Source organism: Streptomyces purpureus (assembly GCF_014648195.1).
Taxonomy (GTDB): domain Bacteria; phylum Actinomycetota; class Actinomycetes; order Streptomycetales; family Streptomycetaceae; genus Streptomyces; species Streptomyces purpureus.
In genome coordinates this window covers 113100-127070 of sequence record NZ_BMQQ01000014.1, presented here as the reverse complement: position 1 = coordinate 127070, position 13971 = coordinate 113100, and the positions used below count along the sequence as shown (strand labels likewise).

General features: G+C 72.3%; 15 protein-coding genes. 6 read left to right on the top strand and 9 right to left on the bottom strand.

Going from position 1 to position 13971, the window contains the following annotated elements; all coding sequences use genetic code 11:
- Window positions 1–26 precede the first annotated feature (26 nt).
- Both IEZ01_RS19280 and IEZ01_RS19275 read left to right on the top strand, forming a co-directional pair.
- Window positions 27–1376, top strand: coding sequence for an alpha/beta fold hydrolase (locus IEZ01_RS19280; protein ID WP_189202778.1), 1350 nt, complete (start codon window positions 27–29; stop codon window positions 1374–1376).
- Between the two features lie 169 nt (window positions 1377–1545).
- On the top strand, window positions 1546–2193 hold the full coding sequence (locus IEZ01_RS19275; protein ID WP_028797353.1) for a hypothetical protein: 648 nt from the start codon (window positions 1546–1548) through the stop codon (window positions 2191–2193).
- A gap of 283 nt (window positions 2194–2476) precedes the next feature.
- On the opposite strand, the gene IEZ01_RS19270 is transcribed toward IEZ01_RS19275, so the two are convergent.
- Window positions 2477–3361: an NAD(P)-dependent oxidoreductase gene (locus tag IEZ01_RS19270; protein WP_189202776.1), complete on the bottom strand. Its 885-nt coding sequence runs from the start codon at window positions 3359–3361 to the stop codon at window positions 2477–2479.
- Window positions 3362–3410: 49 nt separating this feature from the next.
- Between IEZ01_RS19270 and IEZ01_RS19265 the strand changes: the two genes are divergently transcribed.
- Together IEZ01_RS19265 and IEZ01_RS19260 are read left to right on the top strand one after the other, a co-directional pair.
- Entirely contained in the window at window positions 3411–3818 is a 408-nt protein-coding gene (locus tag IEZ01_RS19265) for a MerR family transcriptional regulator (RefSeq protein WP_019885070.1), read from the top strand.
- Window positions 3819–3999: 181 nt separating this feature from the next.
- Window positions 4000–5085 (top strand): RNA ligase (ATP), encoded by a 1086-nt coding sequence (locus IEZ01_RS19260; RefSeq protein WP_189202774.1) that lies wholly within the window; start codon window positions 4000–4002, stop codon window positions 5083–5085.
- Between the two features lie 66 nt (window positions 5086–5151).
- Here the strand turns inward: IEZ01_RS19260 and soxR are convergent, their stop codons facing one another.
- Window positions 5152–5622: a redox-sensitive transcriptional activator SoxR gene (gene soxR, locus IEZ01_RS19255; protein ID WP_189202772.1), complete on the bottom strand. Its 471-nt coding sequence runs from the start codon at window positions 5620–5622 to the stop codon at window positions 5152–5154.
- A gap of 114 nt (window positions 5623–5736) precedes the next feature.
- Here soxR and IEZ01_RS19250 point away from each other — a divergent pair, with 114 nt between their 5' ends.
- Entirely contained in the window at window positions 5737–6198 is a 462-nt protein-coding gene (locus IEZ01_RS19250) for a MaoC family dehydratase (RefSeq protein WP_019885073.1), read from the top strand.
- A 42-nt stretch (window positions 6199–6240) separates the two neighbouring features.
- Here IEZ01_RS19250 and IEZ01_RS19245 read toward each other — a convergent pair whose 3' ends face one another.
- From IEZ01_RS19245 to IEZ01_RS19235, 3 genes are all read right to left on the bottom strand, one after another.
- Window positions 6241–6867 (bottom strand): TetR/AcrR family transcriptional regulator, encoded by a 627-nt coding sequence (locus IEZ01_RS19245; RefSeq protein WP_019885074.1) that lies wholly within the window; start codon window positions 6865–6867, stop codon window positions 6241–6243.
- Window positions 6868–6939: 72 nt separating this feature from the next.
- Complete coding sequence (locus IEZ01_RS19240) at window positions 6940–7227, bottom strand: YiaA/YiaB family inner membrane protein (RefSeq protein WP_019885076.1); 288 nt, start codon at window positions 7225–7227, stop codon at window positions 6940–6942.
- 98 nt (window positions 7228–7325) lie between these two features.
- Entirely contained in the window at window positions 7326–8477 is a 1152-nt protein-coding gene (locus tag IEZ01_RS19235; RefSeq protein WP_189202823.1) for an acyl-CoA dehydrogenase family protein, read from the bottom strand.
- Window positions 8478–8542: 65 nt separating this feature from the next.
- On the opposite strand from IEZ01_RS19235, the gene IEZ01_RS19230 reads away from it, so the two are divergent.
- Window positions 8543–9223, top strand: coding sequence for a TetR/AcrR family transcriptional regulator (locus tag IEZ01_RS19230; RefSeq protein ID WP_189202770.1), 681 nt, complete (start codon window positions 8543–8545; stop codon window positions 9221–9223).
- Between the two features lie 254 nt (window positions 9224–9477).
- On the opposite strand, the gene IEZ01_RS19225 is transcribed toward IEZ01_RS19230, so the two are convergent.
- The 4 genes from IEZ01_RS19225 to IEZ01_RS19210 form a co-directional block, all read right to left on the bottom strand.
- A complete protein-coding gene (locus IEZ01_RS19225) occupies window positions 9478–10557 on the bottom strand; it encodes a Zn-dependent alcohol dehydrogenase (RefSeq protein ID WP_028797355.1) in 1080 nt (359 codons plus the stop codon).
- Between the two features lie 32 nt (window positions 10558–10589).
- Complete coding sequence (locus IEZ01_RS19220; protein WP_019885081.1) at window positions 10590–11981, bottom strand: aldehyde dehydrogenase family protein; 1392 nt, start codon at window positions 11979–11981, stop codon at window positions 10590–10592.
- A 146-nt stretch (window positions 11982–12127) separates the two neighbouring features.
- Window positions 12128–12613, bottom strand: a complete 486-nt coding sequence (locus IEZ01_RS19215; RefSeq protein WP_189202768.1) for a DUF3574 domain-containing protein — start codon at window positions 12611–12613, stop codon at window positions 12128–12130.
- Between the two features lie 136 nt (window positions 12614–12749).
- Window positions 12750–13970: an MFS transporter gene (locus IEZ01_RS19210; protein ID WP_189202766.1), complete on the bottom strand. Its 1221-nt coding sequence runs from the start codon at window positions 13968–13970 to the stop codon at window positions 12750–12752.
- Window position 13971 lies beyond the last annotated feature (1 nt).

The following is a 13971-nucleotide window of genomic DNA, read 5'->3' as shown; positions in this document are numbered from 1 at the left end:
TCTGGCCGTCCCTCCGCCCGGGAAGAATGCTGGTCACCAGCGACCTCGACGCGGAGGGACGGGCCATGGCCGGGATGAGTGTGGAGCCGTACCGGGAGATCACCTTCGACAAGGACGGCGACGGGGACAGCGCCCAGCGGGACGCGCTGGGCCGGCTCGGGGTCACGGACCTGGTGGTGTTCGCCCATGGGTGGAACAGCTCCCGCTCCGTGGCCACCCGGCTCTACGACCGCTTCTTCGGCCCGTTCCCCGGGCTGCTGCCCGCGGGGGCGCGGGTCGGGTACGCGGGTGTCGTCTGGCCCTCGATGATGTTCACCGACGAGCCCGTGCCGGACTTCGCGCGCGTGGCCGGCTCCGCGCGCGTGGCCGCCGCTCCTACGGAGCCCGGCCTGGACGCGGAGAGCCGGGACGCCCTCGTCGCGCTGTTCCCCGAGCGGACGGGGGTGATACAGCGGCTGGCGCGGCTGCTGGACGAGCGGCCCGAGGACGAGACGGCGATCCGTGAATTCGGGGCGCTGCTGCGGGAGCTGACCGGGGCGGACGGGGCCGGGGCCACGGCCGGCGACGACGAGGCCACGCCCGCCTTCCTGTTCGGGGATCCGGTGGAGGTGTGTGCCGCGTTCGCGGACGCGCTGGAGTCGCTGGAGGCGGCGCCGCCACCTCAGGAGCCGGAGGGGCCCGGCGGTCGTCAGGAGCTGCTCGGGAGCCGGCTGAAGAGACTCTGGAAGGGCGCCAAGGAGGCGCTGCGCCAGGCCACGTACTACACGATGAAGCGGCGGGCCGGGAAGGTCGGCGAACGCGGCCTGGGACCCCTGCTCGGCGAGCTGGCCCGCTCCTCTCCCGCCCTGCGGATCCATCTGGTCGGCCACAGCATGGGCGCTCGGCTCGTCGCGTTCGCGCTGCGCGGCCTGCCCGGCGGCACGCGCAATGTGAAATCCGTGACGCTCCTTCAGGGTGCCTTCTCCCACTATGCGTTCGCGGCGAGCCTGCCGCACGACCGCGGCTCGGCAGGTGCCCTGCGGGACATGCAGCGGCGCGTGGACGGGCCCGTGGTGGCCTGCCACTCGCGCCATGACACCGCCCTCGGGGTGATCTATCCGCTGGCGTCCCGGCTCGCCAGGGACTCCTCGTCGGTGGCGGGGCTCGACCGGCGGTGGTGGGCGGTGGGCCACTCCGGCGTCCAGGGCGTGCCCGGAACACCGTCGCTCACCCTGGACGAGGCCCTGCGGGCCGGGGTCGCGGCCTCGGGCTGTGTGAACGTCGACGCAGCCTCGGTGGTGCGGCGCGGCGGTCCGCCGAGCGGCGCGCACAGTGACATCTGCCACCCGGAGCTGGCCCGTGTGGTCATCGCCGCGGGCCGGATCGGGGGCGGGTAGGCGAGGGTAGGCCCGGACGGGTCCGGGTAGGCGCGGACAGTCGGGGACAGGCCACGGACCGACCGTCTCAGGCCCTTATGGGCCCCATCGGATTTTCGATGGAACAAGTTGGCGCGCCCGTACGTCCATCCCTTGACGCCGAAGTACCAGCGACGGAGGTGGCAGTGCGATGGCCGGTTTCCGGAGTCTTGCGAGACAGGTGCGTGATCCGGGGTGCGATCTGGCGCTGCGGAGGTATTCGCTGCGCAAGTGCCTGGAGCGGTTCGCTCCCTACGGGCACCGGGCGACCTGGGACCACCTGTGCGTGAGGCATGGGTTCGGGCCCGAGGACCGGGAGCCTGATCCGGCGCGGCTGGTGGCCGCGCTCGACGAACTGGAAGACGCGCGGGCCGTATGGCTCGCCTACGAGAAGGACTTCGCGGCGAGGCGCAGGCGTGAGAAGCACGAGGGTCTGCGGCGCCCCGGAGTCTTCGACGACTGGCACCGACGCACATGGGGCGGCAACGGGGTGGCCCGGTGCGACGATCCGGCGGTGCATCCCGCCGAGCCACTCGGAGAGGTGCTGCGCCGGCTGATCGGCGCGCTGGAGGCGGCGCCCGGGGAACACTGCCCGGTGTGCGCCGGGACCCGGATCGTCTGGCGGCCCGACCTGACGGGCGAACCATGGTTCGGGCCGGTCTGCGAGGGCTGCGGCGTGCTCGTGCCGCAGCCGGTCCTGACCTCCCGCGCCCTGGCACGGGCCAAGGCCCTGACGGACCCGGACGCGGCGGAGCGGGCACCGCTCTCGCTGCGCAAGGAGCTGGCGTCGGTGGCGTGAGGCGCCGCACGGCACGGAACGGGGGCGGTGCGGCATGGGCCGCGAGCGGTACGGCGTGGGGGCGGGCGACGGCGTCGGCGCGCCCCCACGTCCACGGTGCCGACGCACCGGATGACGGCGCGCCGCGTGCACCGTGACACTGCGCTGTGACGCGGGGCCCGTGGAACGTACGCCACGGCGCACCGGCGCCGCGTGCACCGTGATGCGTGACGCGTGAACTGTGACACGTGCACTCCGACGCGGGATCGTGGCACGTACCCCTGCGGTGCACCCGCCCGCCCGGTCAGTCGGTGCCGGGCTTGCCGAACTCCTCGATCAGTACGGGATACTGCTCCCCGCCGTGTCCGGCGGCGATCGCACGGTCGGCCATCGCCTTGAACAGCTTCGGCAGTTCGGCGTTGACGCCCACCGCCTCGCTCTCCTCGATCAGGTGCGCCATCGCCCGCGCGTCGGTCTCCAGCGCCGACACCTCGGCGGGGAAGGACCCGCGGTCGATCTGCTCGGCGTACCCCGGCAGCCATGTCGCCACGCCCTCGGCGATCTGCCGCGCGAACGGCGCGTACGTCGCCGCGTCGACACCGGCGGTCTTCAGCAGGGCCGTGCCCTGGAGCCAGGCGTTCAGGACGCTCCACATCATGGCCAGACCGGCCACGTCGTACAGGGACGCCAGACCATGGTCCGCACCGAGGTGGGTGACCGTGCCGAGCGCGTCGAGAGTTGACTTGTGGGCCTCGAAGTACGGCTTTGGTCCGCTGTGCAGGATCATCGCCTCGGCGGTGCCGATGGCCGGCGGGACGGCCATGATGGCGCCGTCCAGATAGTGGGCGCCGCGCTGCTCGGCCCATTGGGCGGTCTCCCGGGCCTGGGCCGAGTCGCCCGAGGTCAGGTTGATCAGTGTCGTGCCGTCCAGCTCGGCGTCGGCCGCGCCGAGCAGCTCGCGCACGGCCTGGTAGTCGGTGAGGCAGATGATCGTCAGGGGGCCCGCCTTGAGGGCGTCGCCGACCGACGGCGCCAACTGTGCGCCCTGGTCGACCAGTTGGTCGGCCTTGGCGGCTGTACGGTTCCACACGGTGGTGGGATGCCCGGCCTTCAGGAACGCGCCGGCGAGCGCCTGCCCCATCAGGCCGAGCCCGATGACGGTCACGGGTGTGTCGGTTTTGTTGGTCATGGCAGCATCGTCAACGTTGATACCGGTGTGAAGGTCAAGCGAGGTTTTGATGCGGATCGGGGAACTCAGCCGCCGGACGGGCGTCAACGCCCACCAGTTGCGCTACTACGAGGCCCAGGGCCTCCTGGAGGCGGAGCGCGGCGCGAACGGCTACCGCGAGTACGACGAGAGCGCCGTGCTGAGGGTGAGGCAGATCCGGCACCTGCTGGGTGCCGGTCTGTCGTCGGAGGACATCGCGTACCTACTGCCCTGTGCGGTCGGTGAGGCCCCTGAGCTGCTGGGGTGTCCTGAGTTGCTGGCCGCGATGCGGGCGCGGCTTGGGCGACTGGACGAGCAGATGGCCAGGCTCGCGCAGTCACGCGAGGCTCTCGCCGACTACATCGACGCGGCCGAGCGCATGGGCAGCCGGACGTACCCACCCTTCGACAACACCGGCCGGGAGCCCGTCCCCGCCTGAGCGGAAGCCCGGGTGGCCGACGGCGAGGGCGTTGTCAGTGGCGCCTGGCACCATCGTCCGTGTTGCGCCCAACGCGAGTTGGCGGCGGCGGCCAGGGAGGCTACCAGTCGCTAAATCGATGGCTCCAGCGGTTCGCCGCCGGAGAAGGTGGGGGCGATGAAACACGACCGAGGAGCCTGACATGTCGACGCTGCGCGTCACCGCCGAACTGCTGACCGTTCACGACCATCCCAACGCCGATGCCCTGGAGCTGGCCCAGGTCGGCCTCTACCGCGCGATCGTCGCCAAGGGTGCGTACCGCAGTGGTGATGCCGCCGTGTACATCCCCGAGCAGGCGGTCCTGCCCGCCGCGCTCGTCGACGAGCTGGGGCTCACCGGCCGCCTCGCGGGGAAGGCGTCCGACCGGGTCAAGGCGGTGCGGCTGCGCGGTGAGCTGTCGCAGGGCATCGTCTGCCGCCCCAAGGCGCTCGACGGGGTGGACCTGACGCGGGCGGCCGCCGAGGGCACCGACTTCGCGGAGGTGCTGGGGATCACGAAGTGGGTTCCGCCGATACCGACGTCGATGAGCGGGGACGTGGAGCAGGCGACGGATCTGCTGCCCTGGGTCGACATCGAGAACCTGCAGCGCTATCCGGGGATCTTCGAGCCCGGCGAGCCGGTCGTGCTGACCGAGAAGCTGCACGGCACGGCGTGCCTGCTGACGTACGTCGTGGACGACAAGAGGGTGTTCGTCTCCTCCAAGGGGTTCGGGGCCAAGGGGCTCGCGCTCAAGGAGGACCCGCGCAATCTGTACTGGCGGGCGGTGCACGGCCACGGCGTGCCGGAGGTGGCGGCCCGTATCGCGGAGCGGCTCGGCGCGACGCGGGTGGGCGTGTTCGGCGAGGTGTACGGCGCGGGGGTGCAGGATCTGGCGTACGGCGCCGACGGCCGCCGGGAGACGCTGGGTTACGCGGTCTTCGACATCTCGGCCGAGATCGACGGGCAGGTCCGCTGGCTCGCTCCGGCGGAGCTGAGCGAGCTGGTGGAGTCGCTGGGCGGGGTGCTGCCTCTGGTGCCCCAGCTGTACGCGGGGCCGTACGACCGGGAGACGGTACTGGAGCTGGCGAGCGGACGCGAGACGGTGTCCGGGCGTGAACTGCATCTGCGGGAGGGCGTGGTGATACGCCCGGCCGTGGAGCGGTACAGCCGGGTGGTGGGGGGACGGGCCATCGCGAAGGCCGTCAGCCCGGCCTATCTGACCCGTAAGGGCGGCACCGAGTACGAGTGAGGACCGGTCGGCCACGGGGGCCCGCCCACGGGGGTGGTGGGCTCCCGTGGGCGGCCTCTCACTCGCTCACGTGGTGGCGGGGCGCCGCTCGGGGAGCAGGCGGGAGCCGGTGAGGCGTTCACCGAAGACGTCGTCGGGGTTGGACAGGACACAGGTGTCCAGGGAGAGACAGCCGCATCCGATGCAGTCGGTGAGATGGTCGCGGAGGCGGCCGAGCTGCTTGATACGTTCGTCGAGCTCGGAGCGCCACGTCTCGGAGAGCCGCGCCCAGTCCTCGTGGGTGGGGGTGCGCTCCTCGGGGAGTTCGGCGAGTGCGGCCCGGATGGTCGCGAGCGGGATGCCGACGCGCTGGGCGGCCCGCACGAACGCGACGCGGCGCAGCGCGTCACGGCTGTAGCGGCGCTGGTTGCCGCTCGTGCGGCGGCTGCTGATCAGGCCCTTGGACTCGTAGAAGTGCAGGGCCGACACCGCCGCGCCGCTGCGCGCGGACAGCTGGCCGACCGTGAGTTCGTGGATCTTCTCTGGAATCTGCGGCACCCCTCGAACCCTACTGCCCTTCCGTTGACAGACGGCCGCACAGCCCACATGCTGAGCAAGCGCTTAGACAGCGCCTTGCGGAGACACCGTGTGCGAGAGGCAGGGAGCAGGGACATGGCCGAGCCGAGGATCTTCACCTCCGCCGAGGAGCTGCGCGCCGCCGTCGGCGAGCAGTTGGGGCACAGCGACTGGCTGGAGGTCGACCAGAAGCGGATCGATCTGTTCGCGGACGCCACCGGCGACCATCAGTGGATCCATGTGGACCCGCAGCGCGCGGCGGCCGGGCCGTTCGGCAGGACCATCGCGCACGGCTATCTGACGCTGTCCCTGCTGCCGACGTTCGTTCCGCAGATCATGCGGGTCGAAGGCATGAAGATGGGCATCAACTACGGCACGGAGAAGGTGCGTTTCCCCGCGCCCGTGCCGGTCGGCTCCCGGCTGCGCGCCACCGCGCTCCTGACGGGGGTCGAGGAGGCCGGCGGCGGGGTGCAGGTGACGGCGAAGGTGACCGTGGAACGCGAGGGCGGCGACAAGCCGGTCTGCGTCGCGGAGTCGGTGTCCCGCTACTACTTCTGAGCCGCTGCTCCTTCCGGGCCGTACGAATCGGCAGCGGGGGCGCTACTTCGTGGCCCCGACCATCCGCAGCACGAGGTCGGCGTAGAACACGCCGACCTCGTCCGGAGTCCGGCGCCCCTCCACGTTGAACCAGCGGGCCACGTCGATGCAGAGCGAGAGAACCGCGACGGTGGTGCCGGGCACGTCCGGTACATCGAACTCCCCCGCCTGGACACCCTCGTTGAGGATGCGGCGCACGACGCCGTCGCTCTTGCGGCGCAGTTCCATGATCTCGGCGCGGTGCTCCTCGCCGAGCGCGTCGAGTTCGTACTGCACCACGCGCGCGGTGGCGTGGCGTCCGGCGTGCCAGCGGACGAAGGACCGCACGGCGGCGGCGAGCCGCTCGGCAGCCGTGCCCTCGCTGTCCGCCGCGCCCTGCAGGATCTCCAGCGCCTTGTCGTGCCCGATCCGGCTGATGCGGTGGAGCAGCTCTTCCTTGGTCTTGTAGTGGATGTAGAGCGCGGCCGGGCTCATCCCGGCCCGGCCCGCGATGTCCCGGGTGGTCGTCGCGTGGTACCCGCGCTCGGCGAACGCCTCGACGGCGGCCACAAGCAGCTTCCTGGCCGCCTCGGGGACCACCTCGTCCCACGGCGTGTCGTCGCCGCCGGGCGTCTCGTCCGCCGCAGTCATGGTTCGCCCCTTCTCAGGTCCAGCAGGACGAACACCATACAACGCCGGTGAGCAAGCGCTTAGCCTCTTTGCTCAGAGCTTCTGGAACGGGTCGTGCTCGGCGAGGAGCTTCTCCAGCCGGGCCTGGTCGACACGGCTGACGATCGACCCGGCCTCCTGCCGGTCCCGGACGACCTTGGCGAGGGTGAACGCGGAGGTGGTGAGGTAGAGGACCGCGATGGCGAGGAAGGCGCGGACCCAGACGTCGGCGTCCAGGTTGAAGATGCCGAGACCGACGGCGCCGAGGGCGAGGCCGAAGGAGATGACGGCCTGCATGTAGTACGCCGCCGTGTTCTGCTGCTTGACCGATGAGTCGCTCATGCGACGAGGATCCGCCGGGAATGGCCGGATCGGTATCCGCTCCCGTACTCATGCCCTACTCAACCCGCCCCGCAGCGCGCAATCGCTCAGCACACGGATCAGAACGCGGAGACGCCCGTAAGTGCGCGGCCGATGATCAGCTTCTGGATCTGGCTGGTGCCCTCGTAGAGGGTCATCACGCGCGCGTCGCGCAGCAGCTTGCCGACCGGGTACTCGTCGATGTAGCCGTAGCCGCCGTAGACCTGGAGGGCGTTGCTGGCACAGCGGACGGCGGCCTCGGATGCGTACAGCTTGGCCTTGGAGGCGGCCGTCGCGAACTCCTCGCCACGGTCGACGAGGTCGGCCACGCGCCAGGTGAGCAGCCGGGCCGCGTCCACGTCGACGGCGATGTCGCTGATCAACTCCTGGACGAGCTGGTGGTGGGCGATGGACCGGCCGAACTGCTCGCGTTCGCCGGCGTACCGTACGGCGGCGTCAAGGGCGGCCTGGGCAATGCCGACGCAGCCGGCGGCGACCGACATCCGGCCCTTGGCCAGCGCGGACATGGCGATCGAGAAGCCCTTGCCCTCGGGGCCCAGCAGGGCGCGGTCCGGCACCCGTACGCCCTCCAGGACCAGCTCGGCGGTGGCCTGGCCGCGCAGGCCGAGCTTGCCGTGGATGGTGCGGCGGGTGAGGCCGGGCGTGTCGGTGGGGACGAGGAAGGCGGAGACGCCCTTGGGGCCGGGGGTGTCGTTGGTACGGGCGAAGAGCAGGACGACATCCGCCCAGGTGCCGTTGGTGATGAACATCTTCGAGCCGTTGATCATCCAGTCGCCGCCGTCCCGGACCGCGCGGGTGGCGAGGCTGCCCGCGTCGGATCCCGTACCGGGCTCGGTCAGGCCGAAGCAGCCGAGGGCCTCGCCCGCGGTGAGCCGGGGCAGCCAGGCGCGCTTCTGCTCCTCACTCCCCCAGGCGGCGACGGTCTTGGCAACCAGCCCCAGGGAGACGGAGACGATGCCGCGCACGGAGGAGTCGCCGCGGCCGAGCTCCTCGGTGACCAGGCAGTACGAGAGATGGTCGCCGCCGGAGCCGCCGTACTCCTCGGAGACGGTCAGACCGAGGAAGCCGACCCCGCCGAGCTTGCGCACGATCGCCCGGTCCACCTCCTCGGCCCGGTCCCAGGCGGCGGCGTACGGCGTGACCTCGCGCGCGACGAAGTCCTCGGCGAGCCGCCGCACGGCGGTCTGCTCTTCGCTCAGCTCCAGGTCCACGGCGGCCACCCACCCCTTTAATTACCACTGCTAGTTTCCGCTTGGCAGGCCCTACTATGTGCGCCATGGCCCGACCACGCAAGCCCCTCCTCAGCAGAGAACGCATCGTCGAGACGGCGGGAGCGCTGGTGGACGCCGAGGGCCTCGCCGCGCTCTCGACCCGGCGGCTGGCGGCGGAGCTGGGCGTGAGCGGTCCCTCCCTCTACAACCACTTCCGTACGAAGGACGAGATCCTCGACGCCGTCGCCGACGCGGTCAGCGCCAAGATCGACCTGTCGATGTTCGAGGAGGACGACGGCCGGGACTGGCGTACGGCTCTGCACGACTGGGCCGTCTCCTACCGGGCCGCGCTGGCCGACCACCCCCATGTCGTCCCGGTCCTGGCCCAGGGACCCGGCCGCCGCCCGGCGGGTCTGCGGGTCGCCGACGCGGTCTTCGGCGCGATGGTCCGCGCGGGGTGGCCACCGGCCCAGGCCACGTACATCGGCGCGCTGATGCGGTACTTCATCACCGGCTCGGCGCTCGGCTCCTTCGCCCGGGGCTTCGTCGACGACGAGGGGGCCTACGACCCGGCCGAGTATCCGCACCTGGGCCAGGCTCATCTGCTCGCCGAGCGGCGCCAGAAGGTCGACGAGGGGGCGTTCGAGACCGGGCTGCGGGCGCTGCTGGACGGGCTGGCGGTGCAGTACGAGGCTCGGGGCGGGGCGAGAGCGGCGGGAGGAACGGACGGGGACGGGGCGGACTGAGGGGGCCGGGACGGACGGGGTGGGCGGGAACGGGCGGCCCGGCCTGGTCCGGTCCGGTCCGGTCCGGTCCGGTCCCGAGACGTGCCGGCCCGGTCCGAAGACGTGCCGGCCCGGTCCGAGACGTTTCGGCCCGGTCCGGAGACGTTGCGACAGACGCTTCGTGCCTGGCGGGTGTGGCGGTGTCGCGGTCCCGGCCGCGGGTGGCGTCACCCGCGGCCGGGAGCGTCGGACGTGTCTGAGCGGGGAATTCGCGGCTAGAAGACGACCAGCGCCCGGCCGCCCTTGCCCGCGAGCATGTTGTCGAACGCGCCGGGGATGCCGTCGAGCGTGATCCGCTCGGTGACCAGTGCGCTCAGGTCCATCCGTCCGGCCCGGATGTGCTCGGCGAGGACCGGAAGGTCCTCGGCGGGGCGGGAGTTGCCGTACACACAGCCGGAGAGGGTGCGGCCCCAGTGGAAGATCTCCAGGGCGTTGAAGGAGACCTGCTGGTCCTTGCCGCCGATGCCGACGACCGTGGTGCGGCCGCCGCGCCGGGTGGAGTCCCAGGCGGTACGGATGGTGGTGGCGCGGCCGACGCATTCGACGGCCACGTCGGCGCCCTGACCGCCGGACAGTTTGCGGATCTCCTTGGCGGTGGTGTCCGAGGCGACGACGTACTCGGTGGCCCCGGCCGCCCGCGCCAGGGCCTCCTTCTCCGGGGAGACGTCGACGGCGACGATCGTCGACGCGCCCGCGACCCGGGCCGCCTGGATCGTCGCGAGGCCCACCCCGCCCACGCCGAACACGGCCACCGACTCGCCCGCGCGGACGCGGGCGGAGTGGTGGACGGCGCCGTAGCCGGTGAGGACGGCGCAGCCGAGCAGCGCCGCGTCGGTGAGCGGGACGCCGTCCGGGACGGGCAGCACACAGCCGGCCGCGACGACCGTCTCCTCGGCGAAGGCGGCGACGTTGAGGCCTGGGTGCAGTTCGCGGCCGTCCTCGGTGACGGTGTACACGTTCGCGGTGCCGGTCAGCGCGTGGGCGCAGAGCCAGACCTCGCCGATCGCGCAGTGGTGGCAGGAGCCGCAGGACGGCGCCCAGTTGAGGACGACACCGTCGCCGGGGGCGACATGGTCGACCCCCTCCCCGACCGAGACCACCGTGCCCGCGCCCTCGTGGCCGAGGACGGCCGGGACGGGGACCCGCATGGTGCCGTTGGACAGGGACAGGTCGGAGTGGCAGACACCGGCGGCGGCGAGCCGGACCCGGACCTGACCGGGGCCGGGCTCCGGCAGGACGATGCCAGTGATCTCCAGGGGAGAGCCGACGGCGGGCAGGACTGCGGCGCGGACCACGCTCATTGCTCCTCGCTCCTCGTTCCTCGGGCTCAGAACTGCAGGGACTTGGTCTGGAGGAACTCGGCCAGTCCGTGGGCACCGAGCTCGCGGCCGATGCCGGACTGCTTGTACCCGCCGAAGGGGGCGAGCGGGTTGAAGCGTCCGCCGTTGATGTCGACCTGTCCGGCCTCCATACGGCGGGCGAAGGCGACGGCCTCGTCGGGTTCGCCCCAGACCGCGCCGGCGAGCCCATACACGGTGCCGTTGGCGATCCGCAGGGCGTCCTCCTCGTCCTCGTAGCGGAGGAAGGCGACGACCGGTCCGAAGATCTCCTCCTGGGCGATCGTCATCTCCGGGGTGACGTCGGCGAAGAGGGTGGGCGTGACGTAGTAACCCTGCGGGAGAGGGGCTTCGGTGCCGCCGACGACGAGCCGGGCGCCCTCCTCGACACCCTTGTCGATGTAGCCGCGCACCCGCTCGCGCTGCACGGCGTTCACCATGGGACCGATGCGGTCGCCGGGGGTGTAGGTGGCGATGGTCTCGGCGGCGTGGGCGACGGCCTCGTCGTACTGGTCGGTGTGGACCAGCACCCGGGTCAGGGCGCTGCACCGCTGACCGGCGTTGGAGAGGGCGTTGGCCAGACCCGTGTCCACGGCCTTGGCGAGGTCGGCGGAGGGCAGGATGACGTTGGCGGACTTGCCGCCGAGCTCCAGGGCGACGCGCTTGACGGCGCCGCCGGCGAGGGCGCCGATCCGCTTGCCGACCGCCGTGGAGCCGGTGAAGGAGACCAGGTCCACGCCGTCGTGCTCGGCGAGCGCCTGGCCCGCGACCGGGCCGAGGCCCGTGACGAGGTTGAACACCCCGGCGGGCAGGCCGGATTCGTGCACGGCCTCGGCGAAGAGCTGTGCGGTCAGGGGCGTGTCCTCGGCGGGCTTGAGGACGACCGTGCAGCCCGCCGCGAGCGCGGGTGCCACCTTGGCAACGACCTGGTGCAGCGGGTAGTTCCAGGGGGTGATCGCGCCGACGACGCCGACCGGCTCCGCGTAGACGGTCGAGTTGCCGACCTTCTCCTCGAAGGCGTAGGTGGCGGCGAGTTCGGCGTACGAGCCGGTGACGAAGATGGGCAGTCCGGCGTGGACGGCGGTGGCGAGCGGCGGCGGGGCGCCGAGTTCGGCGGTGACCGTCTCGGCGATCTCGTCCTGGCGGGCGGCCAGGGCGTCGCGCAGCGCGGTGAGCCGCGCCGCCCGCTCGGCGGGCGGGGTGGCGGCCCAGGCCGGGAAGGCGGCGCGGGCGGCCGACACGGCGGCGTCGACGTCCTCTGCGGTGCCGGCCGGGACATGGCCGATGACCTGCTCGTCGGCCGGGTTCACCACCGCGATGGTGTCGGTGCCGGCGGCGGGCCGCCAGGCTCCGCCGATGTACATCGCGTCGTGGGCCTTCATCCGCATCTCCTTCGTACCGGCCGGGCGTCGCTCGTATCACATACGTGCCCAAACTAGCGCTGATAGTTTTTCAGCGCCAGGGGCCGCCGGAGTGGCGCACGCCTCACCGGACCGGTCCGACGGAGTCCGCCGGTCGCGAGCCCAGCTCAGAAGTCGGCCCGGGTCGGCTCGTCGAGCCTGGCCACCGACTCCTGCGCGAAGGCGCGTTCGTAGGCGTCCCGGATGCGCTCGATCTGGGGGTCACGCACGCGTGCCTCCGTGGCCGGGTACAGCAGGATCAGCTCGTACGAGCGCTCCCGCTCGATGGTGCCGTGCGCGTCCCGCCACTGTCCACGTCCGTCCTGCACAGTCAGGCCACTGGGAAAACTGGGGGTTACCTCCTTGTCGACGAAGGCCATGAACTGCCGGTCGGTGACGTCCGGCCCGCCGTCGGGCCGCTCGGTGCCGAAGAACAGCCGGGTCTCGACGTAGGCCTTGCCGCGCGCCTGGGCCGGGGCGGGGGCGGTCGCGGCCGGGCTCTCGTCGCCCAGGGTGGCGTACGCGGTGGGGGCACCGGCCGCGAACAGCAGGGCGGCCGTGGCGGTGGCGACGCGGGCGCGGCGGCCGGGGCGGGGCAGGGTCGGCAGGGGCATGGAGGTCCCTTCGTACGGGGGTGCGCCGGTTCGTACGGGGAGCACCGGCGCTGATCACTCTGGCAGCGGTGGGCGGCGAGCCGGTGCGGAACACGGATTCCGGCCGAAATCCGCTGCTAACGCCGCGACATTCCTGCTACCGCCGCGACCTGGGCCGTTGTGCGGCAGGGTGGTCCGCCCGCACCGGAGGCCGTACTCCGTCCGTGCGCCGGCTCTTTCTGGTGCCCAGGCCGGCGGCGACGAGCAGCAGGACGCCGAGCGTCACGAACGGGGCGGCGGTGCCGGCGACCCCGGCGATCAGCCCGGCCGAGGCGGGGGCCGCGACCTGGCCCAGGCGGTTGCCGGTCAGCCGCAGGGCGAGGGCGGTCGAGCGGGCCTCGGCCGGGGCGGCCTGGACGACCGTCGTCATGGAGAGCGGCTGGCCGACGCCGAGGCAGAAGCCGAGGGCGGCGAGCATCAGGGCGAGCGCCGGCACAGGGACGGGCAGCGCGATCCCGGCGCACAGGAGCGCGGCGAGCAGGCAGCTGACGGCGAGGAGCGCCGTACGCCCGAGCAGCCGGATCATCGGGGGCATCGCCAGCCGGCAGGCAATGGTGGCGGCGGCGCGCAGGCTCAGCAGCAGTCCGACGGTGACGGGTGCGATGTCACGGTGTTCTCCGATGACGGGGAGGTAGGCCGTGAGGATGTCGGTGGCGGAGAGGACGGCGAGGCTGATGAAGATTCCGGCGGGGACCCCGCGCGTCCGCAGGATGCGGTGGACGGGGACCTTGGGGCCGTGCCGCCGGGTGGGGAGCGGGGCCCGGTGCTCGATGCGCCACAGGGAGGCGAGGGAGAGGACGCCGACCCCGGCGGAGACCACCAGCGCCAGTGCGCTCGTACGTGACATGTCACCGCCGATCAGCCAGCCGGCCGCCATGGGTCCGACGAGCTGACCGAAGGAGGCCCCGATGGTGAAGTGACCGAAGTTGCGGTCCTGTTCGGCCGGGGCCGACTGGCGGGCGACGATCGACTGGGCGCCGATCACGAAGCAGAGGTGGCCCAGGCCCATCACCCCGCTCCAGGCCGCCATGGCGGGCAGGGAGTCCGCGACGCCGCTGAGGGCGCAGCCGCCGGAGATGAGGACGACCCCGAAAGGCAGGAGCGGGGCGCACCGGCCGTGGTCCGTGCGGCGGCCGAGCGGCACGGCGGCGAAGAGCGGCAGCAGCGCGTACACCCCGGCGATCACACCGATGGCGCGTTCGTCCGCGCCCAGGGCGAGGGCGCGGTAGGAGACGGCCGGCCGCGCCATCGACACCGCCGCCTGCGCGAAGCAGAAGGCGATGACGAGGCGCAGCAGCCAGCTCCTGGAAGGTGACACG

Bases quoted from the DNA above. Each gene is read 5' to 3' on its own strand.
- IEZ01_RS19250 (WP_019885073.1), top strand. From the start codon at position 5,737: ATGGCCGAGCCGAGGATCTTCACCTCCGCCGAGGAGCTGCGCGCCGCC.
- IEZ01_RS19240 (WP_019885076.1), bottom strand. From the start codon at position 7,227: ATGAGCGACTCATCGGTCAAGCAGCAGAACACGGCGGCGTACTACATG.
- IEZ01_RS19215 (WP_189202768.1), bottom strand. From the start codon at position 12,613: ATGCCCCTGCCGACCCTGCCCCGCCCCGGCCGCCGCGCCCGCGTCGCC.
- IEZ01_RS19220 (WP_019885081.1), bottom strand. From the start codon at position 11,981: ATGAAGGCCCACGACGCGATGTACATCGGCGGAGCCTGGCGGCCCGCC.
- IEZ01_RS19265 (WP_019885070.1), top strand. From the start codon at position 3,411: ATGCGGATCGGGGAACTCAGCCGCCGGACGGGCGTCAACGCCCACCAG.
- IEZ01_RS19275 (WP_028797353.1), top strand. From the start codon at position 1,546: ATGGCCGGTTTCCGGAGTCTTGCGAGACAGGTGCGTGATCCGGGGTGC.
- IEZ01_RS19260 (WP_189202774.1), top strand. From the start codon at position 4,000: ATGTCGACGCTGCGCGTCACCGCCGAACTGCTGACCGTTCACGACCAT.
- IEZ01_RS19245 (WP_019885074.1), bottom strand. From the start codon at position 6,867: ATGACTGCGGCGGACGAGACGCCCGGCGGCGACGACACGCCGTGGGAC.
- IEZ01_RS19270 (WP_189202776.1), bottom strand. From the start codon at position 3,361: ATGACCAACAAAACCGACACACCCGTGACCGTCATCGGGCTCGGCCTG.
- IEZ01_RS19230 (WP_189202770.1), top strand. From the start codon at position 8,543: ATGGCCCGACCACGCAAGCCCCTCCTCAGCAGAGAACGCATCGTCGAG.
- IEZ01_RS19280 (WP_189202778.1), top strand. From the start codon at position 27: ATGCTGGTCACCAGCGACCTCGACGCGGAGGGACGGGCCATGGCCGGG.